Source organism: Pseudomonas sp. GB2N2, assembly GCF_054897705.1.
Window position 1 is genome coordinate 639158 of sequence record NZ_CM142701.1, and the last position, 26205, is coordinate 665362.

The window sequence follows — 26205 nt, forward strand, 5'->3', positions numbered from 1 at the left end:
GGAACCGCGACCGTTTAGGGGCACCGTAAATCAATGTTTCAGAATCGCCCTACAACTACGGTTGAAGATGCCGATGCGCCAGGATGGATTTTTTGGTCGATTGCCAACTTTAGGCCGTATAAACTTGCGCAAAGCGTCGGCCAATAGATGTCTCGGCGCCACAGATAAGAGAGTGAGTAATGGGCGCACAGTGGAAGGTTAAACACAAAGAAGCGGCATCCAACGCCAAGGGCAAGATCTTCGGCAAACTGGTGAAGGAAATCACCATCGCTGCGCGCAACGGTGCCGATATCACGACCAACGCGCACCTGCGCCTGGTGGTCGAACAAGCGAAAAAGGCCTCGATGCCCCGCGAAACCCTGGAACGTGCGATCAAGAAAGGCTCCGGTCAGCTCGGCGAAACCGTGCAATACCATCGCGTGACGTATGAAGGGTTCGCGCCGCATCAGGTGCCGCTGATCGTCGAATGCGTGACCGATAACATCAACCGCACCGTCGCGGAAATCCGCGTCGCGTTCCGAAAGGGGCAGTTGGGCGCTTCCGGTTCCGTGGCCTGGGATTTTGACCATGTCGGCATGATCGAGGCGTCCCCGGACGGTCCGAATGCCGATCCGGAAATGGCCGCTATTGAAGCCGGCGCCCAGGATTTCGAGGCGGGTGAAGAAAGCGCGACCTTGTTCATTACCGAAGCGACTGACCTGGATGCGGTCCAGAAAGCCTTGCCTGAGCAGGGTTTCACCGTGTTGTCGGCGAAGCTGGGTTACAAACCGAAGAATCCGGTCAGCGGCCTGAGCGATGAGCAGATGGCTGAAGTCGAAGCGTTCCTGGAAGGCCTCGATAACCATGATGATGTGCAGGATATGTTTGTCGGGTTGGCAGGTTAAACACCAAAAGATCGCAGCCTGCGCAGCTTCTGCAGGAGCTGCGCAGGCTGCGATCTTTTTTGCACTATAAGGTCTTAATCGCCAGCACGATCTCGCTGAACCCCGGCCGCGCCAGCACATTCGGCTGACAGCAGCGCTGCTGCAAATCCTCCAGCTGCGCACGCCCCTCATCGCTCAACCCCGAATCGATACGCTCCAGCAACTCCCCTAACAGCACACCAAATGCACGCACCTCGATCCGCTGCAACGCTCGGCTTTCAAGGCTGTCTTCGGTCGAGTGGAAAGACGCTGCGCCAAAGTCCCCCAACAGGCAATCGCCGTCCTCGTTCCACATAATGTTGTGGCCATAGAGGTCGCCATGAGTGATGCCCTGGCGGTGCAAATGTTCAGCCACCGAGGCGATGCCACTGGCAATCCGCAACGCCACACCGGCGCTGAACCGGGTGTCGTCGGCGTAGACGTCACGGCTGCACGACGCCAGGCTCGGCAACCCGGCCAGGTTGCGATAACTCGGACCGATCAACGCCATGACCAGTCCGGCCTGCGCTTGCGGGTGCTCGACAACTCGCCCTTCGACCCGTATCAGGTTGGGATGAAGGCCGGCGGTGATGCAGGCGTTCATTTCATGCAGGGGCGAGCCATCGCTGGTCATTTCGCCTTTATAGAGTTTTACCGCGACTGGCGTGGTTTGTTTCCACAGCGCCTGATGAATGATCCCGGAGGCGCCTTCGCCCAGCTTCTTCTCAAGGCTCAGCTGCGACCAGGAAATCGTCGGTGTGGCGTCGAGCGCGGCCGCGTCGGCTTCGGTTTCCAGCGGATTACCGGCGTAGGCCAGCCAGGTCAGACTCGGCAGGGTCAGCAGCCACGATGGCAACTCTGTCAACTGGTTGGCGGCGATGCGAGTCAGCTCGAGTCGATGACAGTGGCGCAAGCTTTCCGGCAAGCGTTGCAAGCGATTACCGGCCAGCATCAGTTTTTGCAAATGCGGGCGTTCACCCAGCTCGGTCGGCAATTCGCTGATGCGGTTATCGGTCAGGATCAGCCAGCGCAACAACGGTGGCAGCGCGGCGCCCGTGACGGTTTCGATACGGTTGGATTTGAAACCGATCATGGTCAACGCGGCGCACTGGCCAAGGCAGACGGGCAGTTCGCTGAACTGATTGCGATCGCAGAACAATACGCGCAAGCGGCTCAGGCGATGGAAGTCGTCCGGCAGGCTGCTCAAGCTGTTGCCGCCGAGGTTGAGTATTTCCAGCGAATCCGCCAGGTCGAATATTTCCCGAGGGAACTCCGTCAAGCCGGCGGCCAGGTCCAGGCGAGTGGCGCCGGCCAGCAGGCCGGCGCGCAGTTGGGCAAGGGTATCCATGAACAGAATTCGCTATCGATTGGGGTAGGGCGCGGGGCCTGAAAAAGGGCGACATGATAGCGGTAAAACCCGGGTGACTGTCAGGCCGCTTTCGTCGGAGCGCCGCCCGGAGCAGGCTCGCTCCTACAGGAAACGGTGTCAGTCCACAGGATGTGCACAATCAAATAACGATCAGTCGGCGAGGTCGTGCAGTTCGTCGATGATCCAGTGATCGAAACGGCGGCACAGTTCCAGCCGCTGTTTTTCCGCGATCGGCAGCGCCTGGAAAAACCGTCGAGCAACCAGCTTTTGCCGCGCCCCACGGCGCCATGCAGTCGATCAAACACTGCTGGCTTTGGCTGAGGGTGTAACCCTGAGAATGTGCCTTGTGGCGGAAGTAGTCATGGACTTGCGCAAGATATGAGTATTCAGAAATTCACGGTTTGCCTGAGCATCCGCGCCGCTGATGTATCGCTTGGGCTGACCATCGCGTAGTTGTAGCCTCCGCCGGACCAATACTCGGCCTGCAAGCCTTCATCGCTGCGACTGCCTCGAGGCAACAAAAAGTTTTTCGGACCCGGCGGTCGCACATAGAAACTGACCTTATGCCCGCCGCGATCTTCATAAACCACCATCGCCGCCGGCCCTTGCTCGGTGCTGAGCAAGCGCCCGCTCACCGGTTTGAAACCGGCCCCCGAAAGGTCTGGCAAGCGATTGGCCTGGGTGAAATAGCGATCGAGCCAACCCTGCATATCGCCGTCATCGCTGACCTTGTAATCGGCCGGCAGAAAGCCCTGTTGGGCAAACAGTCGATACGCCTGCATTGCATCGGCCATTGGCGCCGCCGTGCTGAGAAGGGTCATCTCCCGCGCTTGCCAACCGCTGACTCCACCGATGCTCACGGCGATCAGCAACACCGCAGCGCTGGCCAGGTGTCGGCGCGATTGACGTTTGAGGCGCTGGCGAATCAGCGCCGGGTCAAGTTCTGGTTTGGCCGGTTGCTGTAACGCGCCGCTGAGGGCCGCGCGCAAGTGCTGGGCGTCCTGCTGCCAGGCACGAACCTGTGCAGCCATTTCTGCATTGCTCGCCAGAAAAGTCTCGACCAGATGGCGGTTGTCTTCGTTCAACTGGTGGTCGACATAAGCGTGCAGGTCACGCTCGCTCGGGGGCATGCTGATCATTTGAGTCTCCGCAGGGAAGGGCGGGTAATTTCGCCGTCGCTCAGCTGGCGCAGGGCCTGGCGGGCGCGGGACAGGCGCGACATGACGGTGCCGACCGGGACGTCGAGAATCTCGGCGACCTCCTTGTAGCTCAAGCCTTCGACCGACACCCAGAGTAGCAATGCACGCTGTTCGGTGTTCAGCTGATCGAACGCTTGCAAGGTCGATTGGGCGATCACGGTGCGCTCTACCGATGGCTGGGCGTCGTCCCGTCCGGTGAAAAATTCGAGCATCCGCGCATATCGCCGGGAGCGACGGTGCGCATCGAGAAACTGTCGATAAAGAATCGAAAACAGCCAGGCACGCAAGTCGCCTTCCGGGCGTTTGTCGCCCCAGCTCGACAGCGCCCGCTCCAGACATGACTGCACCAGATCGTCCGCGCTGCTCGGATTGCGCGTCAAGGACATGGCAAACCGGCGCAATCTGGGAATGATTTCTCTCAGTTGTTCGTCAATAACGTTCATGTGTTTCTAACTAGCCACTACGCTGTGGACTAGGAAGACGCCCGGCACACGAGGTTATTCCACGCCTGAAAAAATAAATACCGTGCGATGGAATAAACCGTCGTGCGGTTCGTCTGCTTGATCCTTCTCACTTGTGGCCGCTGGCCCTGGAGTCTTTCATGGTAGATCGCTCATCACCGCCCACCCGGCCACCCTTGAGTGCTGCGAGCCTGACATTGCGTCTGGCCGGCATTGCCGTGGTGGTCGCCGTCGTCGCAGGGGCGTTTGCCTACGTCAACGGCACCTTTGACCCACAACGTCTGACCCCTAAAAAGCTGATCAATGTGCTGGAAACCAATAATGGCGTTCACCCGGGGTTTCGACGTAATCACTCCAAAGGCGTGTGCGTGATCGGGCATTTCGAAAGCAGTGGCGAGGCGCGCAGTTATTCCAGTGCTCAGGTGTTCAATGAGGCGCGGACCCCGGTGGTTGGGCGTTTCGCGTTGCCGGCCGGCAATCCCTACGCGCCGGACAGTGCGGTGCCGATCCGCAGTCTGGCGTTGCGTTTCACCCAGGCCAACGGTCAACAGTGGCGCACCGGGATGAACAGCATGCCGGTGTTCCCGGTGGGCACGCCGCAAGCGTTCTATGAATTGCAGCAAGCGCAGTCGCCGGACCCGGCCACCGGCAAACCGAACCCGGCAGCGGTGCCGGCGTTCTTTGGTTCGCACCCGGAAGCCGGGCCGTTCCTGGCCTGGATCAAAACCGCCAAACCGTCGGCCAGTTACGTGACGGAAACCTACAACAGCGTCAATGCGTTTTACCTGGTCAATGCGACCGGGCAAAAGCAGGCAGTGCGCTGGAGCATGGTGCCGGTGGCGCAGGATGCGGCAGGTGCCAAGGCGCCTGAAGGCAACGATTTCCTTGAGAAAGACCTGGTCCAGCGAATCGCTGCAGGACCGTTGCGTTTCCAGCTCGACATCACGTTGGCCAACCCTGGTGACCCGATCAACGACGCCAGCAAGCCTTGGCCCGATGGCCGCAAAGTGGTGAACGCGGGCACGCTGGTGCTCGAAAGCACTCAGCCGCAGCTCAATGGCGAGTGCCGCGACATCAACTATGACCCGCTGGTATTGCCTGCCGGTATAGAAGGTTCCGACGACCCGTTGCTCGCCGCTCGCTCAGCCGGTTACTCCAATTCCTACCTGCGCCGCACCAGTGAAGTCAGCCAGTTGCCCGCCGCCAAACAGGAGGCTCAACAATGAGCAACCAAACGAACCATTTCGCTCCTTTGGCGCGACTGCTGCACTGGCTGATGGCGTTGATGATCATTGCCATGCTGTTTATCGGCGCCGGGATGGTCGCTTCCGTTTCGCAGCGGCATGAGTGGCTGATTCACCTGCACAAGCCGCTGGGCATTGCCATTCTCTTGCTGGTGATCGTGCGTCTCGGCGTTCGCTTCTCAACCCGACAACCCCCTTTGCCGGCGGACTTGCCGGGTTGGCAGGTGCTGGCGGCCAAGGCTTCACACGTCTTGCTGTACGCCTTGATGTTTATCCTGCCGCTGCTCGGCTGGGCAATGATATCGGCAGCAGGCGACCCGGTGATGCTCGGCAGTTCCTTGCAGTTGCCGTCGATTCTGCCGGCGAACGCCCAGGTGTTTGCGTTCCTGCGCAAGGCCCACGGTTATCTGGCGTATCTGCTGTTTCTGACCGTGTTGGTGCATTTGGCGGCGGCATTGTTCCACGGCTGGATACGCCGCGATGATGTGCTCGACAGCATGCTGCGAGGCGAGGATCACGTTTAATCACATGACCCCATGTGGGAGCGGGCTTGCTCGCGAAGGCGGAGTGTCAGTTGATATTTATGTGTCTGACAAACCGCTTTCGCGAGCAAGCCCGCTCCCACAGGGTTGAAGTGTTTTAGTGGCTAGCGTCCGCCACCAATAGATCAGCGCCACCGCGTTGATCCCCGCCCCCAACAGACAAACTCCAATCCACCCGGCCCAGGCATACATCGCCGTCGAACCGATCGAACCCAGGGCGCTGCCGATCGAATAGAACAGCATGTAACCGGCAGTGAGTCGGCTTTGGGCTTCGGGGCGTACGCTATAAATCATGCTCTGGCTGGTGACGTGCACGGCCTGCAAGCCCAGATCGAGGGCGATGACGCCCAGCAACAAGGCCCACAGCGAAGAGTGCGTCAGCGCAATTGGCACCCAGGAGACCAGCATCAACAACAGCGATAAACCGCTGGTCCATTGACCCCAGCCGCGATCGGCCAGATGCCCGGCGCGCGCGGCGGCCAGTGCGCCGGCAGCCCCGGCCAGTCCGAACAATCCGATCTGGGTGTGGGACAACGACAACGGCGGGGCGCTCAGCGGTAACACCATGGGTGTCCACAGCACCATGGCGCTGGCGAAGGTCAGCAAGGCGAGCATTGCCCGTTGACGCAGCACCGATTCCTCCTTGAACAACACGAATATCGAGCCGAGCAGCGCCGCGTAGGAACTGGCGGGTTGCGCGGCTTCGTGTTTGGGCAGTACACGCAACAACAGCAACGCCATCATCAGGGTCAGCCCCGCCGACAACAGATAAATCGAGCGCCAGCCCGCCATATCGGCCATGCCGCCCGCCACTGTACGCGCCAGCAAAATCCCGACAACGATGCCGCTGGTGACCACGCCGACCACACGCCCGCGCTCCGCCGGGATCGCCAATGTCGCGGCGTAGGCCACCAGCACTTGCGTCACGACCGCCAATAGCCCGGTCAATGTCATTCCGATCAACAGCCAGGTGCTGGTCGGGGCTAATGCGATCAGCAACAAGGTCAGCGCCGACAGCAGGGTTTGCGTGACGATCAGGCGTCGGCGGTTCATCAGATCACCGAGGGGCACCAGCAGCAATAATCCGACGCCATAACCGACCTGGGTCAGCGTGACGACGATGCCGACGGTGGCCGGGTCCATCGCGAAGGCATCGGCCATGGCATCGAGCAAGGGCTGTGCGTAATACACGTTGCCGACCGCCAGGCCGCAGGCGACGGCGAACAGCACGACGACGCCGGTACTGAGTGTTGTTTGATCAGGCTTCACGTCGCTCTCCTAAAGTGGTTTCTAAATAAAACCAGTTGTACGGTAAGGAGTCTGGTTTTATATTGCAACCACATTTTCCTGGAGGGCGCATCTGTGGCCAAACGTACCAGCATGCAAAGCGCCGAATGCCCGATTGCCCGTTCACTGGATGCCATTGGCGATTGGTGGTCGTTGCTGATCGTGCGCGACGCGTTCGACGGCATTCGCCGGTTCGGCGAGTTCCAGCGCAGTTTGGGGATGGCGAAGAACATTCTATCGGCACGCTTGCGCACATTGGTGGCCCACGGGATTTTCGATCTGGTGCCGGCGTCAGATGGCAGCGCGTATCAGGAATATGTGCTGACGGAGAAGGGCAAAGGGCTGTTCCCGCTGATCATCGGCTTGCGGCAGTGGGGCGAGGCTTTTTTTTATGAGGAAGGGGAGGCGCATTCGCGGGTGGTTGATCGTGAAAACGGGCAACCGGTGATGCCGCTGGTATTGCGTGCAGAGGACGGGCGTCTGCTGGGGCCGGAGGATTGCGTGCGACGGGTGGCCGAATAAAGCGATGGCTGCATGGCGGGCATGCAGCCATTTCGATGGATTAGCGCACCGTATCAATGATGTCGGCAACGGTCGTCAACACATCCTTGCCCAACTGCTTCGAGCGCTTGCCCGACCAGCCCGTCAGCGGATCCGGTTTGTCGTTGTTGTCCTTGAACGGCATTTCCAGGGTCAACGCCAGGCAGTCGAATTTCTCACCGACGCTGTTGCACGCCAGGGTCATGTTGGCTCTGCCTGGCTCGTCGAGGGTGTAGCCGTGCTTGGTCTGGAAATCCTTGGTCAGGTGTTGCAGATGGCTACGGAAATGTTCTTCGAGTTTGGCGATCCGTGGCGTGTAACCCGGGTTGCCTTCGCAACCGGCGGTGAATACGTAGGGGATTTCTTCATCGCCGTGAACGTCGAGGAACAGGTCGACGCCGTGCTTCTCCATTTGCTGCTGGACGAACAGCACTTCCGGGCTGACTTCCTGGCTGGCGCTCTGCCACGCGCGATTCAGGTCCTGGCCCATGGCGTTGGTGCGCAGGTGACCGTGGAACGCGCCGTCCGGGTTCATGTTCGGCACCAGATACAAATCGGCGCTGGCCAGAAGTTTGTTCAAGACCGGATCGTCGTGCCGTTCCAGACGCTCGATCACGCCCTCCATGAACCATTCGGCCATATGTTCGCCGGGGTGTTGCTGGGCAATCATCCAGACCTTGCGTTGATTTTCAGCGCCCGTACCTTTGCGCAGCAGCTGAATGTCGCGACCTTCAACACTCTTGCCAGTGGCCAGCAGTTCGGTGCCGGCCTTGGTCAGCGCCTGCTCGATCAACCAGTCATGGCGACCACGGCTGTAAGGCTCGAAATAGGCAAACCAGGCGTGGGTCGCTGTGGCTTCGAGGCTGAAACGCAGGCAGTCGCCTTCAAAAATGGTTGGCACCCGGAACCAGTTGACGTGATCGTAGGAGGCCACCGCCTGATAACCGTCCCAGGCTTTGTTGTACGAGGATTTACTGGCATTGTTCAGACGAAACCAGTGCTCCTGGCCGACGTGCAGGCCGCTGGCCTTGAAATGAAACCACTGGAAATGCTGGCTGCGGGTGTCCGGCTTGATGGCCAACAGCGCTTGCAACGGGTTGCTGATATCCAGGACTTCAATGTTGCCACTGTCGAAGTTGGCGCTGATGTCGAAAGAGGATTTAGCCACAGTCATAGTCGATTCCTGAATATGATTTTTTATGGCTGTTACTTTACACGCTGAGAAGGGAGGACCGGGGGAAATTACGGGGTTTAGGGGGGCGTCTTCCTTGACGCCGATGCAGCTTAGAGACTGTGCAATTGATTCTCAAGTGCTATTTTTTCCTTGAGTTTGGCCCAATGTTGCCGGGCTTCTCTTGCCAGCGGATATTCTTTTGATATATCCGCGCCATCGAATGTGCAGCACGTAAAGACTTCATTAGCCTGAAGGTAAAGCCAGAAAAACTGGCAAAAAAAGACCCGGCAAAAGCCGGGTCAAAAACCGTGATTAGCCTGATGAGGAGATAGTCCAGGAGACCGACCTAAGGCCACTTGGACAATCGACTGATCTCGCGACCAGCTGAATGCAATAATAATCATTCTCGTTTGCAAGTCAAATGGTTTTACCCGCGCGATGGGAAAATTGTTTCCCGCACCCTCCGAAATACTCCCTCTGATTCTATCCGTGGTGAATCCCATCGAGGGATCGGTCCAGCAACGCCTTGGCCATGTCGATCATGTGCACCGTGGAGAACGCCAGGTCCCGATGGACACCATTCAGATGGTTCGCGGACTCGGACGCGGTGGCGGCGGCGCAGCGCAGCAGGTCTGAAGCGCGCACCAGCGCTTCCTCGCAACTGACATTGCGGTTCACATCAAAAAAACGTTCTTCTTCCACCTCTTCGGACACAGCTGGTTTCAAGTAAAAATCCAGGGCCTTTTGCGCGGCGGCCGAGCCTTTGGCTGAAGTGAGGGAGGTGTCGATTTGCAGGTCGGGCAGGTCGTTACTGGCGATGGTCATGGCGATGGCAAACTCCGTGAAAGATTCAGATCCGTAATTCAATCCTAGTACGATCTGTATTTGTGACGAAGATTTAAATACTACAATTTGTGTTTTGATGGCCGGAGGCGTCCAAGTATCGTGCCGCACATGGATAAATGGATTGAATTGGTCAAGGCCAAAATGAGTGAGCTCAACGTCACTCAAGAGATACTCGCCGAGCGCTTGGGGATGTCCCAGGGCGGCATCGGCCATTGGCTGAACAAACGTCGGCAGCCGGGCATCGACGACATGAACCGTGTGCTTCACGCACTGGGCATGGAGTTTCTCGAAGTGGCGCTGGTCATCCGCGAGCCGGAAACCGCGAAGGCGGACAGCCAGGACCTGGTGCGCAAATACAACCCGTATTTCCGTTACCCGGTCAGCGACTGGCAAGCATCCTGCGAGGTGCGCGACGGTGAGCCGACGGTGTATGACACGGCGCGCTTCGAACTCACCGATTACCACGCACAGGGCGCGGCGTTCTGGTTGAGGGTGGCGGGTGATGCGATGACGGCGCCGAATGGCGTCAGTATCGCCGAGGGCATGATGATCCTGGTGGACCCGGCCATTGTGCCGGAACCTGGAAGGCTGGTGATCGCGCAATGGCCGGACAGCACCGAGGCGACTTTTCGCAAGCTGATCGAAGAGGGCGGGCAGCGTTATCTGGTCCCGCTCAATCCGACGTATCCGAAAGCCCTTTACACCGATGCCTGCCGAATTATCGGAGTGGTGGTTCAGGCAACGGCAAGGTTCTGATCAGATCGGTCCCCGCAAGGCGTAGGACCGATCCGCATTTCAGGCTTCTTCCAACTCGACCAACGCGCTGCCTTCGCTGACCATTTCGCCCTCCTGGCAGTAAAGCGCCTTGATCACCCCGGCGTGTGGCGCTCGAATACTGTGCTCCATCTTCATCGCCTCCAGCACCACCAGTTGCGCTCCGGCTTCGACCGTTTGCCCGGCTTCCACGAGCACCCGTACGATGCTGCCGTTCATCGGCGCCGTAAGTCCGCCCTGATGACTGTGGCCGGCTTCGACCGCACCGATCGGATCGTAGGCCTCGATGCGGCGCAGCTCACCGTCCCATTGCAGATACACGACACCATCGCGACGGATGGCCCGATGCTGACGGCGTACACCGTTGTGCTCGGTCGACAGTTGCTCGCCGTTGAGATGCGCCGAGCAGGTGTTACCGAGTGTCAGCGCCCGATCCTGGCCTTTGCAGCTCAAGTGCAAGGTGATTTCTTTCGGCAATCCGGCACGGAAACCGCTGTTGCTGCCCCACGGCGAACTCGGGTCATCAATGCGGATCATGTCCGCCTGGCTTTGGGCAAAAGCCTGCGCCGCCGCTTGCCAGAACTCATCACTCAAATCCGAGGGGGCGGGCAGCAGTTGTTCCTGGTAGCGCGGAATGAACCCGGTATCCAGCTCGGCCGCGGCAAATGCCGGGTGGCCGATGATGCGACGCAAGAAGTTGATGTTGGTCTTGAGCCCGCCGATCGCGAACTCGTCGAGCATGCTCAACAAGCGCAGACGCGCCTGTTCGCGATCCTCGCCCCAGGCGATCAGCTTGCCAAGCATCGGGTCGTAGAACGGCGAAATCTCGTCGCCTTCTTCAACGCCACTGTCGACACGGCGTCCCGGACCTTCTGCCGATTCGCGATACAACGCCAGACGCCCGGTGGCCGGCAAGAAATCATTGGCCGGGTCTTCGGCATACAACCGCACTTCGATGGCATGCCCGGTCAATGGCACCTGATCCTGGGTCATCGGCAGTGCTTCACCACGCGCCACGCGAATCTGCCAGGCCACCAGGTCGAGGCCGGTGATCGCTTCAGTCACCGGGTGTTCGACTTGCAGGCGGGTGTTCATCTCCATGAAGAAGAACTCGCCGCGCGAATCCAGCAGGAATTCCACGGTGCCGGCCCCGACATAACCGATGGCCTGCGCCGAGCGCACGGCGGCTTCGCCCATGGCGCGACGCAGTTCCGGACTGAGGCCCGGCGCAGGCGCTTCTTCGACGACTTTCTGGTGCCGGCGCTGAATCGAGCAATCGCGCTCGTTGAGGTACAGGCAGTTGCCGTGCTGGTCGGCGAAGACCTGAATTTCCACGTGCCGCGGCTTCAGCAGGTATTTCTCGACCAGCATCCGCGAATCGCCGAACGAGGATTGCGCTTCACGCTGGGCCGAGGCCAGGGCTTCGGCCAGTTGGCTGATGTCCTCGACCACCTTCATGCCTTTGCCGCCACCCCCGGCCGTGGCCTTGAGCAACACCGGATAACCGATGCGTTCGCAGGCATCGCGGAAGGTGTCGAGGTCTTGCGCCTCGCCGTGATAACCGGGCACCAGCGGCACGCCAGCGGTTTCCATCAAGGCTTTGGCTGCGGATTTGCTGCCCATGGCGTCAATGGCGGAGGCGGGCGGGCCAAGGAAGATCAGGCCGGCGGCTTCGATCGCCCGGGCGAACCCGGCGTTTTCCGACAGAAAGCCATAACCCGGGTGAATCGCCTGAGCGCCACTGGCCTTGGCGGCAGCGATCAGCTTGTCCATTTGCAGATAGCTGTCGGCGGCTTTGCTACCACCGAGGTCGACGCGGATATCCGCTTCGCGGCTGTGCCGGGCTTCACGGTCGGTGGCGCTGTGCACGGCGACGGTGGTCAGGCCCAGGGCCTTGGCGGTGCGCATGACCCGGCAAGCGATTTCGCCACGGTTGGCCACCAGCACAGAAGTAATCACAGGTGCGCTCATCAACGCGGCTCCTTGGGGGTGGTTTCGGCCTGCCAGTTCGGCGGACGTTTTTGCAGAAAGGCACGCAGGCCTTCCTGGCCTTCGGGGCTGACGCGAATTCGCGCGATGGCATTTTCGGTGTAGCGACGCAGCGCGGGGGTCAACGCGCCGTTGCCGACTTCACGCAGCAAATCCTTGCTGACACGCATGGCGGCCGGGCTGTTGAGCAGCAGATTATCGATCCATTGCGCAACCTTCAGTTCCAGCTCCGCGATTGGATAACTCTCCGACAACAGGCCGATTTCCCGCGCCCGTTGACCGCCGAAGCGTTCGGCCGTCAGCGCATAACGGCGTGCCGCGCGCTCACCGATGGCTTGCACCACGAACGGGCTGATCACCGCCGGCGCCAGGCCAATGCGTACTTCCGAGAGGCAGAACTGCGCGTCATCGGCGCCGATGGCCATGTCGCAGCAACTGATCAGGCCCAGTGCGCCACCGAACGCCGCGCCTTGCACCACGGCCAGGGTCGGGATTTTCAGTTTGGCAAGGTTGTACATCAACTCCGCCAGTTCCCGGGCATCGTCCAGATTGGTCTGGTAATCGAGCTCGGCCGATTGCTGCATCCAGGCCAGGTCGGCACCGGCGCTGAAGTGCTTGCCGCGTCCACGCACCACCAGGAAACGCAGGCTGGCATCGCCCGACACCTTGTCCAGTGCAAGGATCAGTTCACGGATCATCTCGGCGTTGAACGCGTTGTTCTTCTCTTCGCGGCTGAGCCACAGGGTCGCAAAACCCCGCGGGTCGGTGTGCAATTCGAGGGTGTTGAAGTCGTTCATGAGTTTCTCCCGATCACATCCGGAACACGCCGAAGCGGCTCGGTTCGATTGGCGCGTTCAGCGACGCGGACAAGGCCAGGGCCAGCACGTCCCGGGTCTGCGCCGGGTCGATGACGCCGTCGTCCCACAGCCGTGCGCTGGAATAGTAAGGATGGCCCTGTTCTTCGTACTGATCGAGGATCGGCTGCTTGATCTCTGCCTCCTGCTCAGCGCTGAAGCCCAAACCACTGCGCTCGGCCTGCTCGCGTTTTACCTGGACCAAAACCCCGGCCGCCTGCTCGGCGCCCATCACGCCGATGCGCGCGTTCGGCCACATCCACAAAAAGCGCGGATCGTAAGCCCGTCCGCACATGCCGTAGTTGCCGGCACCGAAGCTGCCGCCGATGATCACGGTGAATTTCGGCACCTTGGCGCACGCCACGGCGGTCACCAGTTTCGCGCCGTGCTTGGCGATGCCACCGGCCTCGTATTTCTGGCCGACCATGAAGCCAGTGATGTTTTGCAGGAACAGCAACGGGATGCCGCGCTGGCAGGCCAGTTCGATGAAGTGCGCGCCTTTTTGCGCGGCCTCGGCGAAGAGGATGCCATTGTTGGCGAGGATTGCGATCGGGTAACCGTGCAAGTAGGCAAAACCGCACACCAGCGTCGTCCCGAACAACGCCTTGAATTCGTCAAACACCGAACCGTCCACCAGCCGCGCAATCACTTCGCGCACGTCGAACGGTTGCTTGGCGTCCGCCGACACTACGCCATACAACTCGTCGCTGGCGTAGAGCGGGGCGATCGGTGTGCGCTGCTGCACCTCGCCGAGCTTGCGCCAGTTCAGGTTGGCGATGCTGCGGCGGGCTATGGCCAAGGCGTGCTCATCGCTCTCGGCGTAATGATCGGCGACCCCGGAAATCTTGCAGTGCACGTCGGCGCCTCCGAGATCTTCGGCACTTACCACTTCACCGGTCGCGGCTTTCACCAGCGGAGGGCCGGCGAGGAAAATCGTCGCCTGGTCGCGGACCATGATCGCTTCGTCCGCCATTGCCGGCACATAAGCACCGCCGGCGGTGCAGGAGCCCATGACCACGGCGATCTGCGGAATGCCCATGGCGCTCATGTTCGCCTGGTTGAAGAAGATCCGGCCGAAATGTTCGCGGTCCGGGAACACTTCGTCCTGACGCGGCAAGTTGGCGCCACCCGAATCCACCAGATAAATGCACGGCAAGCGATTCTGCTGGGCGATGGTCTGCGCGCGCAGGTGCTTCTTCACCGTCAATGGGTAATACGAGCCTCCTTTCACCGTGGCATCGTTGGCCACGATCATGCACTCGACACCTTCGACACGGCCAATGCCGGCGATTACGCCCGCGGCCGGCACGTCCTCGCCATACACCTCGTAAGCCGCCAGTTGACTGATCTCGAGAAACGGCGAGCCCGGATCGAGCAAGCGATTGATGCGTTCACGGGGCAGTAATTTACCCCGCGAAGTGTGGCGTTCTTGCGCCTTCAAGCCTCCACCTTGCTGCACTTGCGCAAGCAGGGTGTGCAGGGCATCGACTTGTGTGAGCATCGCCGCGCTGTTGGTCGCGAACTCTGCCGAACGAGGGTTGAGCTGGGTATGCAGAATCATGGGGGGCTACTCCGTAGCAGCTTCGAGTTGCAAGCTACAAGCTGCAAGTTGAGGCCAAAGCGCAATGTGCTTGCCGCTTGAAACTTGCAGCTTGCAGCTTGCAGCTTGCCGCTGACGAAATTTATTTCGTCTCGTTAAACAGTTCGCGGCCGATCAGCATGCGACGGATCTCACTGGTTCCGGCGCCGATTTCGTACAGCTTGGCGTCACGCAGCAGACGACCGGCCGGGAATTCGTTGATGTAGCCGTTGCCGCCGAGAATCTGAATCGCGTCGAGGGCCATTTGTGTCGCGCGTTCGGCGCTGTAGAGGATCACGCCGGCGGCGTCCTTGCGTGTGGTTTCGCCGCGCTCGCACGCCTGGGCAACCGCGTAGAGATAGGCGCGGCTGGCGTTGAGCTGGGTGTACATGTCGGCGACTTTGCCCTGGATCAGCTGGAATTCGCCGATGCTCTGGCCGAACTGCTTGCGGTCGTGGATGTACGGAACGATCAAGTCCATGCAGGCTTGCATGATCCCGGTCGGGCCGCCGGAGAGAACAACACGCTCATAATCGAGGCCGCTCATCAGCACTTTCACGCCGCCGTTGAGCACGCCGAGGATATTGTCTTCCGGCACTTCGACGTCATCGAAGAACAGCTCGCAAGTGTTCGAGCCGCGCATGCCGAGCTTGTCGAATTTGTTGCTGCGGCTGAAGCCTTTCGAGTCGCGCTCGACGATGAACGCGGTAATGCCGTGCGGGCCTTTTTCCAGGTCGGTCTTGGCGTAGATCACGTAGGTGTTGGCGTCGGGGCCGTTGGTGATCCAGGTTTTGCTGCCATTGAGCACGTAATGGTCGCCCCGTTTATCCGCACGCAGTTTCATCGAGACCACGTCGGAACCGGCATTCGGTTCGCTCATGGCCAGGGCGCCGATGTGCTCGCCGCTGATCAGCTTAGGCAGGTATTTGGTTTTCTGTTCGTGATTGCCGTTGCGGTTGATCTGGTTGACGCAGAGGTTGGAGTGCGCGCCGTAGGACAGGGCGACCGACGCCGAGCCACGACTGATTTCTTCCATGATGACCACGTGCGCCAGGTAACCCAGGCCAGCACCGCCGTATTCTTCCGGCACGGTTACGCCGAGCAGGCCCATGTCGCCGAATTTGCGCCACAGGTCGGCGGGGAAGAGGTTGTCGATGTCGATCTGAGCAGCGCGCGGGGCGATCTCGTTGGCGACGAAGGACTGGACCTGATCGCGCAACATGTCGATGGTTTCACCGAGGGCAAAGTTCAGGGATGGGTAGCTCATGGGTCACCTTTTGGCTTTTTTGTAGGGTAGGGAGCACCGTGATGTGGCGATCACCTTTACGTTAACGTAAGCCTGTGACGAATGGCTGTCAATCACCCTTTACGTTAACGTCAACTTGAGCGATTCTTCTGCAGGAGCGAGCAAGCTCGCCCACAGGTAACCCTCGCCAACCCGATTAAAAAAGACAATAGGGGTCGTCATGGATCAACCCATTGCAAGCCCGCAACGCAGCTACACCCGAGGTTCTCAGGACAAAGCCTTGCTGGCGATGACCATCGGCCAGGCATTCGATAACACCGTTGCGCAGTACCCGACAGGAGAGGCGCTGGTGGTGCGCCATCAACAGCAGCGTTACACCTGGCAGCAACTGTCCGACGCAGTTGACCTGCATGCCAGAGCGTTTCTGGCGCTGGGCCTGCAGACCGGTGACCGTCTCGGCATCTGGGCGCCCAATTGTGCGCAGTGGTGCATCAGCCAGTTTGCCAGTGCCAAGGTCGGCGTGGTTCTGGTTAACATCAACCCGGCGTATCGCAGTTCTGAACTCGAATATGTGTTGAAGCAATCGGGCTGCCAATGGCTGGTCTGTGCGGGGGCGTTCAAGACGTCCGATTACCACGGCATGCTGCAAGGCCTGCTGCCAGAGTTGGCGGAGCAGTCCATCGGCCAGTTGCACAGCGAACGTCTGCCGGACCTGCGCGGTGTGATCAGTCTTGATGCGCCGCCGCCCACGGGATTCCTGCCCTGGTCGCAGCTGACCGATCTGGCCCGCAGCGTGTCCGTCGAGCAGTTGCGCGAAAGTCAGGACAGCCTGCACTTCGACCAACCGGTGAACATCCAGTACACCTCCGGCACCACCGGTTTTCCCAAAGGTGCGACCCTCAGCCACTACAACATTCTCAACAACGGTTACATGGTTGGCGAAAGCCTCGGCCTGACCGCCAATGATCGGCTGGTGATCCCGGTGCCGCTGTATCACTGCTTCGGCATGGTGATGGGCAACCTCGGCTGCATCACCCACGGCAGCGCCATGATCTACCCCAACGATGCCTTTGATCCGTTGTTGACCCTGACTACCGTGGCCGAAGAAAAAGCCACCGCGCTGTATGGCGTGCCGACCATGTTCATCGCCATGCTCGATCAACCGCAGCGCGCCGAGTTCGACCTGTCGACGTTACGCACCGGGATCATGGCCGGCGCGACCTGTCCGATCGAGGTGATGCGTCGGGTCATCAGCGACATGCACATGAGCGAAGTGCAGATTGCCTACGGCATGACGGAAACAAGTCCGGTGTCGTTGCAGACCGGTCCGTCAGACGAGCTGGAATTGCGCGTGACCACCGTTGGCCGCACACAGCCGCAACTGGAAAGCAAAATTATCGACGAGGCGGGCAACCTGGTACCGCGTGGCACCATCGGCGAACTCTGCACCCGCGGTTATAGCGTCATGCTTGGTTACTGGAACAACCCGCAAGGCACCGCCGAAGCCATCGACCAGGCTGGCTGGATGCACACCGGTGATCTGGCGAGCATGAACGACGAAGGCTATGTGTGCATTGCCGGGCGCAACAAGGACATGATCATCCGTGGCGGTGAGAATGTTTACCCGCGGGAGCTGGAAGAATTTTTCTTCACCCACCCGGCGGTGGCGGACGTGCAAGTGATCGGCATTCCGTGTTCACGTTATGGCGAAGAGATTGTTGCCTGGATCAAGTTTCACCCGGGCCACAGCGCCACCGAACAGGAACTGCAAACCTGGTGCAAGGAGCGCATCGCGCACTTCAAGACGCCGCGCTACTTCAAGTTCGTCGAAGAGTTTCCGATGACCGTGACCGGCAAGATTCAGAAATTCAGGATGCGCGAGATCAGCATCGCGGAGCTCAAGCCGATGCCGTAGGAGCTGGCTTGCCAGCGATGGCGGTGTGTTAGTCGATAGATGTGTTGAATGGCACACCGCATTCGCGAGCAAGCTCGCACACAGGTGGATTGGAGGGAAATCATGAATCGCAGAAAGCACAAAGGGGAGCCGAGGCTCCCCTTTAATTTGTCGTTGCGCGTGCTCTTTTTTTATTATTGAGGGGCGGTCTGTTTTTGTTTTTGGTAACCGTGACCCTTTACCGCTGTTTTTGTCGATCCCCATCCGGGATCAAGAGCAAACGTATTTTTTTGAGCGCTGATCTGCTTTTTCGCTGAGCGATCCAACCAGTTCGGGAGCTACCTTAAGGTAGTTTTATTGTTCTCTGCCCGGTTGCGGGTTACTCCGAAAAGTACCCTGTAAAGCACACCTTCTCCAAAAAAATCTGTTAGCTGCGTCTCTGCCGTGTTGTTCTTGTTATGTCAGAGTCGTTACGTCTTATTTTTATTGGTTTGCTGCTTTTTATTCTTGTTATGTCATAGAGATAGCAGAAGCCGTGCCAACTTTAAAAAGTCGTTTTAAATCAGGAGCTTAAATTTTTGTAGGATTTTTCGTTCAGACAAAATCCGACAATTTGTTTCCGTGATACTCGCTTGCTCCCCCATTCCGGCCGCCAGCGGTAACACCGCGACACACTCACTGTGCGCTGCGAGCCTTGGCCACGCGCGAACCGGTCGGACGCCCCAATACCGTACAAATCTGCTGGCCAGCGAGAATCAAGGCCTGCAGGTCAATTCCGGTGTCGATGCCCAAACCATTCAACAGATAAACCACATCTTCAGTGGCGACGTTACCGCTGGCGCCCTTGGCGTACGGGCAGCCGCCGAGACCGGCGATGGAGCTGTCGAACACCGCGATACCTTCCAGCAGGCTGGCGTAGAGGTTGGCCATGGCCTGGCCATAGGTGTCGTGGAAGTGTCCGGCGAGTTTTTCCCGTGGCACCTCGGCCGACACCACGTCGAACATTGTGCGCGTCGCGCCCGCTGTGCCGGTGCCGATGGTGTCACCTAACGAAATCTCGTAGCACCCCATCGCATAGAGCTCACGGGCAACCCGGGCGACCTGTTGTGGTGCCACGCTGCCTTCGTAAGGGCAACCCAGCACGCAGGACACGTAACCGCGCACGGTAACGCCATGCTGTTTGGCGGCCTCCATGATCGGCGCGAAACGCTCCAGGCTTTCGCTGATCGAGCAATTGATGTTGCGCTGGGAAAACGCTTCGGACGCGGCGGCGAACACCGCGACTTCCTTGACCCCGGCGGCGATCGCGTCTTCGAAACCACGCAGATTGGGGGCGAGGGCGCCGTAGGTGACGCCCGGCTTGCGCTGGATTTGCGCGAAGACTTCAGCCGAGCCGGCCATCTGCGGCACCCATTTGGGTGAGACAAAACTGCCGACTTCTATATAACCGAGCCCGGCAGCGGTCAACGCATCGACCAGTTGCACCTTGTCGGCAACACTGATCGGCTGGGCTTCGTTTTGCAGACCGTCGCGCGGGCCGACTTCGACTAGGCGTACGTGGGAAGGAAGGGACATGGAAATCGACCTGTCTGTCTGAATGTTCATAGCACCCTGTGGGAGCGAGACCGGCTTGCCGGCGATGAGGGCATGACATTCAATATGGATGTTGGATGACCGTCCGCTATCGCGAGCAGGCTCACTCCTACAATGGACGGCGTAAACCTATTGAATCACCGGTTGGCTTTTCATCGTCAGTTCCAGCGCCTGGGTGCAGCGCTCCTGCGCCGTGTCCAGTTCCAGCTTCATCTGTTCGATGTCGAGCATTTGCTGCTCCAGTTGTTCGCGGCGCTCGGCGATTTTGTTGAGCATGGTTTGCAGCTGTTTCTGGTTGCCGCCGGTGGGGTCGTAGAGTTCGATCAGCTCCCGGCATTCGGCGAGGGAGAAGCCAATTCGCTTGCCCCGCAGGATGAGCTTCAGACTGACCTTGTCCCGAGGCGAATAGATACGTTCCTGGCCACGGCGCTCGGGGGTCAGCAGGCCTTGCTCTTCATAAAAGCGAATGGCCCGCGTGGTGATGTCGAGTTCGCGGGCGAGGTCGGAAATGCTATAGGTCTGGCTGCTCATGGGCGCGCTCGAAGAAGGTCATGGCGCTAAGCTAATGGCAGGTTGACGTTTACGTCAAGGGGCTGGATGTGGTGACACTTTCGGCCTCTTCGTCGGAATGCCGCCCAGACCAGCCCGCTCCCGCAGGTTTTTTGGTGAACGCAATATATGTGTACGCCAAAAATCCTGTGGGAGCGGGCTTGCCAGCGAAGAACGGAGACTCGGTTCGACGCCCTACGCCTTATCGAGCTTCTTCTCATGCGCCGTCACCTGCTGGCACAACTCGATCATCTGCTCGCGCATCCAGCGGTTCGCCGGGTCCTGGTCAGTGCTTTCGTGCCAGTAGAGGTGGGTTTCCACTGGCGGAACGTCGTTCACCGGCAGACTGAACGCGTGCAAATCGTTGCGCCGTGCGAAACGCTCCGGAACGGTCATGACCATATCGGTCTGCTGTAAAACCTGCGACGCCATCAGGTAATGCTGGGAACGCAGGGCAATCTTGCGCTGGATGCCCATCTTGCCCAAGGCCAGGTCGACATGACCCAGACCGCTCCGGCGGCTGGAAATATGGATGTGCGTCAGCGACAGGTAATCATCGAGGGTGAATTTTTCCTTGCCCGCCAGCGGATGGCCCTTGCGCATCGCACACACGTAACGGTCTTCCATCAACTTGACGTGACTTACCTGCGGGTCGGTGTTGAGTGGCGCATCCACCGCGAAGTCGAGACGCCCGGCTGCCAGTTCCTTGGTGGTTTCGCGACGCTTGGACAGGAAACTTTCGATGATCACCGTCGGCGCCAGGCGTCGCAGGCGCTGGAACAACGGTGGCAGGATCACCGCTTCGGTGAGGTCGGTCATGCTGATGCGGTACGTCTTGACCGCCTGCAACGGGTTGAAGATACGGCTTTCCTGCACCGAAACACGCAGCAGTGAAAGCGCGTTGCGCACCGGACCGATGATGTTCTGCGCCATCGGCGTCGGCACCATGCCTTGGGCCGTGCGCACGAACAATGGATCGTTGAACGTCTCGCGCAGGCGGGCCAGAGCGTTCGACACGGCCGGCTGGGTAATGCCGACAATCTGCCCGGCGCGAGTCAGGTTGGCTTCGGTGTAGATCGCGTCGAAGACGATGAAAAGGTTGAGGTCGACCTTGCTCAGATTCATTGCGCTGCACTCTTATTGTTGGTTCTCAATCAGCCGATCATATATCGGTGATGAATGTTAATACACGCCGAGAATAGGCTAGGTAAATTTTCGTAGCTGATCTAGCATCGATTTCATGACCTGAACAACCTCTCCCAAGAAGGTAGCTGCCCATGGATTTCGCTTATTCGCACAAGGTGCAAGAACTGCGTGAGCGCGTGACCGCGTTCATGGACACCTACGTTTATCCCGCCGAAGCCGTGTTCGAGCGCCAGGTCGCCGAGGGCGACCGCTGGCAGCCGACGGCGATCATGGAAGAACTCAAGCTCAAGGCCAAGGCTGAAGGCCTGTGGAATTTGTTTCTGCCTGAGTCGGAACTCGGCGCTGGCCTGACCAACCTCGAATACGCGCCATTGGCGGAAATCATGGGCCGCTCGCTGCTGGGCCCCGAACCGTTCAACTGCTCAGCCCCGGACACCGGCAACATGGAAGTGCTGGTCCGCTACGCCAACGAAGAACAGAAACAACGCTGGCTCGAACCGCTGCTGCGCGGCGAGATCCGCTCGGCGTTCGCCATGACCGAGCCCGACGTGGCTTCGTCCGACGCTACCAACATGGCCGCCCGCGCGGTGCGTGACGGTGACGAGTGGGTGATCAACGGCAAGAAATGGTGGACCTCGGGTGCCTGTGATCCGCGCTGCAAAATCATGATTTTCATGGGCCTGAGCAATCCCGACGCGCCGCGTCATGCGCAGCACTCGATGATTCTGGTACCAGTGGATGCTTCTGGCGTGAAGATTGTCCGTCCACTGCCGGTGTTCGGTTATGACGATGCGCCACACGGCCACGCCGAAGTGCTGTTCGAAAACGTCCGGGTGCCGTACGAAAACGTCCTGTTGGGTGAAGGACGTGGCTTCGAAATCGCTCAAGGCCGCCTTGGTCCGGGCCGGATTCACCATTGCATGCGGTCGGTCGGCATGGCCGAGCGTGCGCTGGAACTGATGTGCAAACGCGCGGTTAACCGCACCGCATTTGGCAAACCGCTGGCGCGTCTGGGCGGCAACATCGACAAGATTGCCGACTCACGGATGGAGATCGACATGGCCCGCCTGCTGACCTTGAAAGCGGCATATATGATGGACACTGTCGGCAACAAAGTGGCGAAGAGCGAAATCGCCCAGATCAAGGTGGTCGCACCGAACGTGGCCTTGCGCGTCATTGACCGGGCGATCCAGATTCATGGTGGGGCAGGGGTTTCCAACGATTTCCCACTGGCCTACATGTATGCGATGCAACGCACCTTGCGCCTGGCCGATGGCCCGGACGAAGTTCACCGTGCGGCGATCGGCAAGTTCGAGATCGGCAAGTACGTGCCAAAGGAAATGATGCGCAGCAGCCACTGAATGTCGCCCCCTTGCAGGAGCGAGCAACCTCGCTCCTACAAGATCACTGGCAGCCCGTAAAAGGCTCGCGCGCACGCTGTAGTGTGCGCGGCCAGATCCTCCTCGCTTTCCTCGCGATGCAACGCCACTTCCCGCAACACTTCAGTCAGATACGCCGGCTCGTTACGACCGTTTTTCGGTTTGGGCCGCAAGCTGCGCGGCAGCAGGTATGGCGCATCGCTCTCCAGCATCAACCGCCCGCGTTTGATCTCTTTCACCAAAGGATGCAAATGCGTGCCGCGACGCTCGTCGCAGATCCAGCCAGTAATGCCGATGTGCAGGTCCAGGTCGAGGTAGCTGAACAGCGCTTTCTTTTCGCCGGTGAAGCAATGCACGACGGCGGCGGGCAGTTGATCCCGATAATCACGCAGAATTTCCAGCAAGCGCTGACTGGCGTCGCGCTCATGAAGGAAAACCGGCAACTGCAACTCGATCGCCATTTCCAGATGTTGCTCGAGGACCTTTTCCTGTTGCGGACGCGGTGAGAAATCGCGATTGAAATCCAGCCCGCATTCACCCACGGCCACCACATTTGGCTCCTTGAGCAAACTGCGCAGACGCCGGGCACTGTCGGCGTTCCAATCGCTGGCCGAATGCGGGTGAATGCCAGCGGTAGAGAATAGCCGCTGCGCCGTTTCATCCAGTTGCTGGCACAGTTCCAGCGCCTGTTCGCTGCCTTCGACGCTGGTGCCGGTGAGCACCAATTGGCAGACCCCGGCGGCATAGGCGCGGTCGAGTACTGCCTGGCGCTTGTCGGCAAAACTGGCGTTGGTCAGGTTGACGCCGATATCGATGAGTTGCATGGTGCTACCTCGGACCAAAGGCCGGAAAGCATATCAGAGCTGTAGATTTATAAGAAAAGCCAAGAACTGCAACGAGTTGAAGCTGTCTTTTGATGCCGCGAGATAAGTCGTGGTGGTCAGCGTGCCATCACTATGCCAGTCTTTCGCCCTATGCCAGCGCTCCAGGCGCTCTGTTTCTGTCGTTCGATTTCATTCATTTTCTTGAAATCGGTCCAGTATTCTTTCCGGAGAGTGGATGATACGTCCCTCGGTTTTATTACTGCTGTGTGGTTCGCTGTTCCTGCCGATGCCGGCGGTCGCGCGCCTGGCCGGCCCTTTGCAAGCCGTGCCGGTGACCAAGGTGCGCGATCTGGAGGAAATCCGCAGCAGTCGTGTGCTGAGGGTGCTGGTCAACCAGAGCCGCAACAGCTCCGGTGAAGTTCAGGGCCAGGCCATAGGTGTCGAATACCATCGGTTGCGCGCCTTCGAACAATACCTCAACGGTCACGCCCGCGACGGTCAGGAAGTCACCCTCAAGATCATTCCCAGAGCCAAAGATCAACTGCTCGGCGCATTACAGCGCGGGGAGGGCGACTTGGTGGCGCCGGGGGAGCTGCTGGATTTGCAACCGGGGTTCGCGGTCAGCACCAGTGAGCCGATAGCCAGCAACATTCCGCTGGTGCTGGTCGGAATCAAGGGCGAGAAGCGTTACACCCATCTCGAACAACTCTCCGGTAAAACCCTGGCGCTACCCACCGGTAGCGCCGCCGGAGACGCGATCAGTCAGATCAATCAAAAGCTCGCCCTGCACAAACTGGCGCCGGTGAAGATCGAGTGGGTCGATCCGAGTCTGGCCGTGGAAGACGTGCTGGAAATGGTTCAGGGCGGGATCTTTCACCTGACTATCGTCGAGCAACCGATTGCCGAGCGCTGGGGCAAGATCCTGCCCAAGTTGCGCTTCGATCGGCAGGTACTCATCAGCGAGCCGGGCGAGGAGTTCTGGTTTGTGCGTCGAGATGCTTCGATGCTGCGCGCCAGTATCGATCGTTTCCTGATGGTCTACAAAAAGCCTTCGGATCAGGATGCGGCGTTCCTGCGTATCTATCGACGCCTCTATCAAGTGCATTACCCGTTGGCCAAGGCTGATCGCCAGCGCCTGGAAAAACTTCGCCCGGTGCTGCAAAAGCACGCTGATGCACAGGGCATGGATTGGCTGAACCTGGCGGCATTGGCGTTCAAGGAGTCTGCCCTGCAGCCCGCTTCTCGCGGCGGTGGCGGCCCCACCGGGCTGATGCAGATCACGCCGTCTGCAGCCCAGCGGGTAGGGGTCAATAACATTCAGGACCTCGATGCCAACGTGCAGGCCGGCGCCAAGTACCTGGCGATGATCCGCCGCAAGTTTTTTGCCAGCCCCAAACTCAACGAACGTGAGCGCATGGCATTTGTGCTGGCGGCCTACAACATCGGACCCGAGCGGGTGCAGGGTATGCGCGCCGAAGCACGGCGGCGGGGCTTGAATCCCAACCAGTGGTTTTTCCAGGTTGAGCGCATTGCTATGGAGCAGGTGGGGATGGGGCCTGTCAGCTATGTTAATAGCGTGAACAAGTATTACCTGGCGTTTGATCGGGAGCGGGAGTCGCTGGAGCCTCAGGGGCAAAAAGTGGCCTTGCGGAAGTAATCGAATAAACTGATCATTATGGCGAAATAATTGCGTTTTCATCATTTATTTAATTGATTAATATAGCGCCCAACCTGCACACATAACTACAGAATGGATGACACAGCATGAGCTCACTGATCAACAAGGTATTGTTCACCCGCGCCGGTTACGGCTTGACTGTCCTGCGGATCTTCGTCGGCATCATCTTCGCGGCCCATGGCTCGCAAAAGTTGTTCGGTGCATTCGGCGGCTACGGCCTGGCAGGGACTGCGCAGTACATGGAAAGCCTCGGCCTGACGCCGGGCTACCTGATGGCTACATTGTCCGGTGGTACTGAATTCTTCGCTGGCCTGGCCCTGATCATCGGATTGCTGGTACGTCCAGCGGCGTTAGGGTTGGTGATTCTTTCCCTGGTCGCGATCTTCAGCGTGCACATCAGCCACGGCCTGTTTATGGCCAACAACGGTTACGAATTCGCCCTGGCCCTGCTGGGTGGCAGCATCGCGGTACTGATCGAAGGCGCTGGCAAGCTCTCGGTGGATCGCGCCATCGCCGGCTGACCCCTCTGGCTCAACGAAAAGGCCCGCATTGAGCGGGCCTTTTTTGTTGTGCTGTCATTCTTGACACTGTCCGGTCAGCTTCTCTAGGATGCTTCCCATGCGCCGATTTAAACAGCTACTTGCGGGGCGCCAGGTGACTCATCCAGTTGCCGACAGAAGTCTGAAACAGGCTTCGAAATACCGCTAAAGCGCTGGTTCGGTGTTGCCTCTCACCTGCCATGCAGACTTTTGAGGCAGAGACACGACCAATGAATGCACTAAACCCCGTTGTACGCCCCGCGCCGATCACGGCACACCTCTCGATCACGGCACACCTCACCCAGCGCAATCCAAAAATCCTGCTTGGCGGCAAACATCAGCCGACGCTCTTGCGTTACCTCGATGGTTGGCCACGCCGCACCGGTGGGCCTGCAGCATTCCTGATCCAGTTTGTCGAAGACGGTGAGTCGCTGGCCCGGTTCGCCAGCGACAGTTTCGATCTGGCGGTGATTCAGTCGCCTGGCGTTGAAGATGCGCACGAAGTGATCAGGCAACTGACCCGTGTCGCCCGACAAGGGTTGATTACCCGCCGTTGAGTTGTGTAGCGCTCAGTCTCAGCTAAGTTTCGCGACGTAT

At 59.3% G+C, this 26205-nt stretch carries 24 protein-coding genes and 1 pseudogene; 10 read left to right on the top strand and 15 right to left on the bottom strand.

The features are described from left to right. The first annotated feature begins 179 nt into the window (after positions 1 to 179). Positions 180 to 884: a YebC/PmpR family DNA-binding transcriptional regulator gene (locus ACYZT4_RS02900; RefSeq protein ID WP_461985086.1), complete on the top strand. Its 705-nt coding sequence runs from the start codon at positions 180 to 182 to the stop codon at positions 882 to 884. Positions 885 to 948: 64 nt separating this feature from the next. On the opposite strand, the gene ACYZT4_RS02905 is transcribed toward ACYZT4_RS02900, so the two are convergent. The 4 genes and pseudogenes from ACYZT4_RS02905 to ACYZT4_RS02920 all read right to left on the bottom strand — a co-directional run bounded on the left by ACYZT4_RS02905 (position 949) and on the right by ACYZT4_RS02920 (position 3913). After that, positions 949 to 2250 carry a leucine-rich repeat-containing protein kinase family protein gene (locus tag ACYZT4_RS02905; RefSeq protein ID WP_461985087.1) on the bottom strand — a complete coding sequence of 434 codons (1302 nt, stop codon included), beginning with the start codon at positions 2248 to 2250 and terminating at the stop codon, positions 949 to 951. A 231-nt stretch (positions 2251 to 2481) separates the two neighbouring features. Continuing rightward, positions 2482 to 2665, bottom strand: a pseudogene (zapE, locus tag ACYZT4_RS02910) (AFG1/ZapE family ATPase); the annotation flags it as partial. After that, on the bottom strand, positions 2658 to 3410 hold the full coding sequence (locus ACYZT4_RS02915) for an anti-sigma factor family protein (RefSeq protein WP_461985089.1): 753 nt from the start codon (positions 3408 to 3410) through the stop codon (positions 2658 to 2660). The pseudogene zapE and the gene ACYZT4_RS02915, both read right to left, overlap by 8 nt. Beyond that, positions 3407 to 3913, bottom strand: a complete 507-nt coding sequence (locus ACYZT4_RS02920; protein WP_461985090.1) for an RNA polymerase sigma factor — start codon at positions 3911 to 3913, stop codon at positions 3407 to 3409. The genes ACYZT4_RS02915 and ACYZT4_RS02920 overlap by 4 nt, the downstream gene beginning before the upstream one ends. 158 nt (positions 3914 to 4071) lie before the next feature. On the opposite strand from ACYZT4_RS02920, the gene ACYZT4_RS02925 reads away from it, so the two are divergent. Beyond that, positions 4072 to 5157, top strand: a complete 1086-nt coding sequence (locus ACYZT4_RS02925; protein WP_461985092.1) for a catalase family peroxidase — start codon at positions 4072 to 4074, stop codon at positions 5155 to 5157. Then, complete coding sequence (locus tag ACYZT4_RS02930; protein ID WP_461985094.1) at positions 5154 to 5699, top strand: cytochrome b; 546 nt, start codon at positions 5154 to 5156, stop codon at positions 5697 to 5699. Before ACYZT4_RS02925 ends, ACYZT4_RS02930 begins: the two co-directional genes overlap by 4 nt. A 57-nt stretch (positions 5700 to 5756) precedes the next feature. On the opposite strand, the gene ACYZT4_RS02935 is transcribed toward ACYZT4_RS02930, so the two are convergent. Further along, on the bottom strand, positions 5757 to 6986 hold the full coding sequence (locus ACYZT4_RS02935; RefSeq protein WP_461985095.1) for an MFS transporter: 1230 nt from the start codon (positions 6984 to 6986) through the stop codon (positions 5757 to 5759). Positions 6987 to 7079: 93 nt separating this feature from the next. Between ACYZT4_RS02935 and ACYZT4_RS02940 the strand changes: the two genes are divergently transcribed. Continuing rightward, entirely contained in the window at positions 7080 to 7526 is a 447-nt protein-coding gene (locus ACYZT4_RS02940) for a winged helix-turn-helix transcriptional regulator (RefSeq protein ID WP_461985097.1), read from the top strand. Between the two features lie 40 nt (positions 7527 to 7566). Here the strand turns inward: ACYZT4_RS02940 and ACYZT4_RS02945 are convergent, their stop codons facing one another. Together ACYZT4_RS02945 and ACYZT4_RS02950 are read right to left on the bottom strand one after the other, a co-directional pair. After that, positions 7567 to 8718 (bottom strand): M14 family metallopeptidase, encoded by a 1152-nt coding sequence (locus tag ACYZT4_RS02945; protein ID WP_461985099.1) that lies wholly within the window; start codon positions 8716 to 8718, stop codon positions 7567 to 7569. Positions 8719 to 9201: 483 nt separating this feature from the next. Continuing rightward, positions 9202 to 9543: a DUF6124 family protein gene (locus ACYZT4_RS02950; RefSeq protein WP_461985101.1), complete on the bottom strand. Its 342-nt coding sequence runs from the start codon at positions 9541 to 9543 to the stop codon at positions 9202 to 9204. A 129-nt stretch (positions 9544 to 9672) separates the two neighbouring features. On the opposite strand from ACYZT4_RS02950, the gene ACYZT4_RS02955 reads away from it, so the two are divergent. Next, on the top strand, positions 9673 to 10320 hold the full coding sequence (locus ACYZT4_RS02955) for a LexA family protein (protein ID WP_461985103.1): 648 nt from the start codon (positions 9673 to 9675) through the stop codon (positions 10318 to 10320). A gap of 39 nt (positions 10321 to 10359) precedes the next feature. Here ACYZT4_RS02955 and ACYZT4_RS02960 read toward each other — a convergent pair whose 3' ends face one another. From ACYZT4_RS02960 to ACYZT4_RS02975, 4 genes are all read right to left on the bottom strand, one after another. Continuing rightward, a complete protein-coding gene (locus ACYZT4_RS02960) occupies positions 10360 to 12309 on the bottom strand; it encodes an acetyl/propionyl/methylcrotonyl-CoA carboxylase subunit alpha (RefSeq protein ID WP_461985105.1) in 1950 nt (649 codons plus the stop codon). Beyond that, positions 12309 to 13124, bottom strand: a complete 816-nt coding sequence (locus ACYZT4_RS02965; RefSeq protein WP_461985107.1) for a gamma-carboxygeranoyl-CoA hydratase — start codon at positions 13122 to 13124, stop codon at positions 12309 to 12311. The genes ACYZT4_RS02960 and ACYZT4_RS02965 overlap by 1 nt, the downstream gene beginning before the upstream one ends. 13 nt (positions 13125 to 13137) lie before the next feature. Beyond that, a complete protein-coding gene (locus ACYZT4_RS02970; RefSeq protein WP_461985109.1) occupies positions 13138 to 14742 on the bottom strand; it encodes a carboxyl transferase domain-containing protein in 1605 nt (534 codons plus the stop codon). A gap of 121 nt (positions 14743 to 14863) precedes the next feature. Next, positions 14864 to 16027: an isovaleryl-CoA dehydrogenase gene (locus ACYZT4_RS02975; RefSeq protein ID WP_461985111.1), complete on the bottom strand. Its 1164-nt coding sequence runs from the start codon at positions 16025 to 16027 to the stop codon at positions 14864 to 14866. A 199-nt stretch (positions 16028 to 16226) separates the two neighbouring features. On the opposite strand from ACYZT4_RS02975, the gene ACYZT4_RS02980 reads away from it, so the two are divergent. Further along, on the top strand, positions 16227 to 17921 hold the full coding sequence (locus ACYZT4_RS02980; protein WP_461985113.1) for an AMP-binding protein: 1695 nt from the start codon (positions 16227 to 16229) through the stop codon (positions 17919 to 17921). 654 nt (positions 17922 to 18575) lie between these two features. Here the strand turns inward: ACYZT4_RS02980 and ACYZT4_RS02985 are convergent. The 3 genes from ACYZT4_RS02985 to ACYZT4_RS02995 all read right to left on the bottom strand — a co-directional run bounded on the left by ACYZT4_RS02985 (position 18576) and on the right by ACYZT4_RS02995 (position 21167). Next, complete coding sequence (locus tag ACYZT4_RS02985; protein WP_461985115.1) at positions 18576 to 19475, bottom strand: hydroxymethylglutaryl-CoA lyase; 900 nt, start codon at positions 19473 to 19475, stop codon at positions 18576 to 18578. 147 nt (positions 19476 to 19622) lie between these two features. Beyond that, on the bottom strand, positions 19623 to 20024 hold the full coding sequence (locus ACYZT4_RS02990; protein WP_461985117.1) for a MerR family transcriptional regulator: 402 nt from the start codon (positions 20022 to 20024) through the stop codon (positions 19623 to 19625). Positions 20025 to 20237: 213 nt separating this feature from the next. Continuing rightward, a complete protein-coding gene (locus ACYZT4_RS02995; RefSeq protein WP_461985119.1) occupies positions 20238 to 21167 on the bottom strand; it encodes a LysR family transcriptional regulator in 930 nt (309 codons plus the stop codon). 152 nt (positions 21168 to 21319) lie between these two features. Here ACYZT4_RS02995 and ACYZT4_RS03000 point away from each other — a divergent pair, with 152 nt between their 5' ends. After that, positions 21320 to 22549, top strand: coding sequence for an acyl-CoA dehydrogenase (locus tag ACYZT4_RS03000; RefSeq protein WP_461985120.1), 1230 nt, complete (start codon positions 21320 to 21322; stop codon positions 22547 to 22549). 35 nt (positions 22550 to 22584) lie between these two features. Here the strand turns inward: ACYZT4_RS03000 and ACYZT4_RS03005 are convergent, their stop codons facing one another. After that, on the bottom strand, positions 22585 to 23391 hold the full coding sequence (locus tag ACYZT4_RS03005; RefSeq protein WP_461985122.1) for a TatD family hydrolase: 807 nt from the start codon (positions 23389 to 23391) through the stop codon (positions 22585 to 22587). A 235-nt stretch (positions 23392 to 23626) separates the two neighbouring features. On the opposite strand from ACYZT4_RS03005, the gene ACYZT4_RS03010 reads away from it, so the two are divergent. The 3 genes from ACYZT4_RS03010 (at position 23627) to ACYZT4_RS03020 (ending at position 26165) form a co-directional block, all read left to right on the top strand. Continuing rightward, entirely contained in the window at positions 23627 to 25048 is a 1422-nt protein-coding gene (locus ACYZT4_RS03010) for an MltF family protein (RefSeq protein WP_461985123.1), read from the top strand. A gap of 107 nt (positions 25049 to 25155) precedes the next feature. Beyond that, positions 25156 to 25590, top strand: coding sequence for a DoxX family protein (locus ACYZT4_RS03015; RefSeq protein WP_461985125.1), 435 nt, complete (start codon positions 25156 to 25158; stop codon positions 25588 to 25590). A 248-nt stretch (positions 25591 to 25838) separates the two neighbouring features. After that, positions 25839 to 26165: a class I SAM-dependent methyltransferase gene (locus ACYZT4_RS03020; protein ID WP_461985127.1), complete on the top strand. Its 327-nt coding sequence runs from the start codon at positions 25839 to 25841 to the stop codon at positions 26163 to 26165. Positions 26166 to 26205: the final 40 nt, after the last annotated feature.

What these genes read in the sequence shown, in the direction of transcription:
- ACYZT4_RS02900 (WP_461985086.1), top strand. Translation starts at nt 180, where the DNA reads ATGGGCGCACAGTGGAAGGTTAAACACAAAGAAGCGGCATCCAACGCC.
- ACYZT4_RS02905 (WP_461985087.1), bottom strand. Translation starts at nt 2,250, where the DNA reads ATGGATACCCTTGCCCAACTGCGCGCCGGCCTGCTGGCCGGCGCCACT.
- ACYZT4_RS02915 (WP_461985089.1), bottom strand. Translation starts at nt 3,410, where the DNA reads ATGATCAGCATGCCCCCGAGCGAGCGTGACCTGCACGCTTATGTCGAC.
- ACYZT4_RS02920 (WP_461985090.1), bottom strand. Translation starts at nt 3,913, where the DNA reads ATGAACGTTATTGACGAACAACTGAGAGAAATCATTCCCAGATTGCGC.
- ACYZT4_RS02925 (WP_461985092.1), top strand. Translation starts at nt 4,072, where the DNA reads ATGGTAGATCGCTCATCACCGCCCACCCGGCCACCCTTGAGTGCTGCG.
- ACYZT4_RS02930 (WP_461985094.1), top strand. Translation starts at nt 5,154, where the DNA reads ATGAGCAACCAAACGAACCATTTCGCTCCTTTGGCGCGACTGCTGCAC.
- ACYZT4_RS02945 (WP_461985099.1), bottom strand. Translation starts at nt 8,718, where the DNA reads ATGACTGTGGCTAAATCCTCTTTCGACATCAGCGCCAACTTCGACAGT.
- ACYZT4_RS02950 (WP_461985101.1), bottom strand. Translation starts at nt 9,543, where the DNA reads ATGACCATCGCCAGTAACGACCTGCCCGACCTGCAAATCGACACCTCC.
- ACYZT4_RS02955 (WP_461985103.1), top strand. Translation starts at nt 9,673, where the DNA reads ATGGATAAATGGATTGAATTGGTCAAGGCCAAAATGAGTGAGCTCAAC.
- ACYZT4_RS02960 (WP_461985105.1), bottom strand. Translation starts at nt 12,309, where the DNA reads ATGAGCGCACCTGTGATTACTTCTGTGCTGGTGGCCAACCGTGGCGAA.
- ACYZT4_RS02965 (WP_461985107.1), bottom strand. Translation starts at nt 13,124, where the DNA reads ATGAACGACTTCAACACCCTCGAATTGCACACCGACCCGCGGGGTTTT.
- ACYZT4_RS02970 (WP_461985109.1), bottom strand. Translation starts at nt 14,742, where the DNA reads ATGATTCTGCATACCCAGCTCAACCCTCGTTCGGCAGAGTTCGCGACC.
- ACYZT4_RS02975 (WP_461985111.1), bottom strand. Translation starts at nt 16,027, where the DNA reads ATGAGCTACCCATCCCTGAACTTTGCCCTCGGTGAAACCATCGACATG.
- ACYZT4_RS02980 (WP_461985113.1), top strand. Translation starts at nt 16,227, where the DNA reads ATGGATCAACCCATTGCAAGCCCGCAACGCAGCTACACCCGAGGTTCT.
- ACYZT4_RS02985 (WP_461985115.1), bottom strand. Translation starts at nt 19,475, where the DNA reads ATGTCCCTTCCTTCCCACGTACGCCTAGTCGAAGTCGGCCCGCGCGAC.
- ACYZT4_RS02990 (WP_461985117.1), bottom strand. Translation starts at nt 20,024, where the DNA reads ATGAGCAGCCAGACCTATAGCATTTCCGACCTCGCCCGCGAACTCGAC.
- ACYZT4_RS02995 (WP_461985119.1), bottom strand. Translation starts at nt 21,167, where the DNA reads ATGAATCTGAGCAAGGTCGACCTCAACCTTTTCATCGTCTTCGACGCG.
- ACYZT4_RS03000 (WP_461985120.1), top strand. Translation starts at nt 21,320, where the DNA reads ATGGATTTCGCTTATTCGCACAAGGTGCAAGAACTGCGTGAGCGCGTG.
- ACYZT4_RS03005 (WP_461985122.1), bottom strand. Translation starts at nt 23,391, where the DNA reads ATGCAACTCATCGATATCGGCGTCAACCTGACCAACGCCAGTTTTGCC.
- ACYZT4_RS03010 (WP_461985123.1), top strand. Translation starts at nt 23,627, where the DNA reads ATGATACGTCCCTCGGTTTTATTACTGCTGTGTGGTTCGCTGTTCCTG.
- ACYZT4_RS03015 (WP_461985125.1), top strand. Translation starts at nt 25,156, where the DNA reads ATGAGCTCACTGATCAACAAGGTATTGTTCACCCGCGCCGGTTACGGC.
- ACYZT4_RS03020 (WP_461985127.1), top strand. Translation starts at nt 25,839, where the DNA reads ATGAATGCACTAAACCCCGTTGTACGCCCCGCGCCGATCACGGCACAC.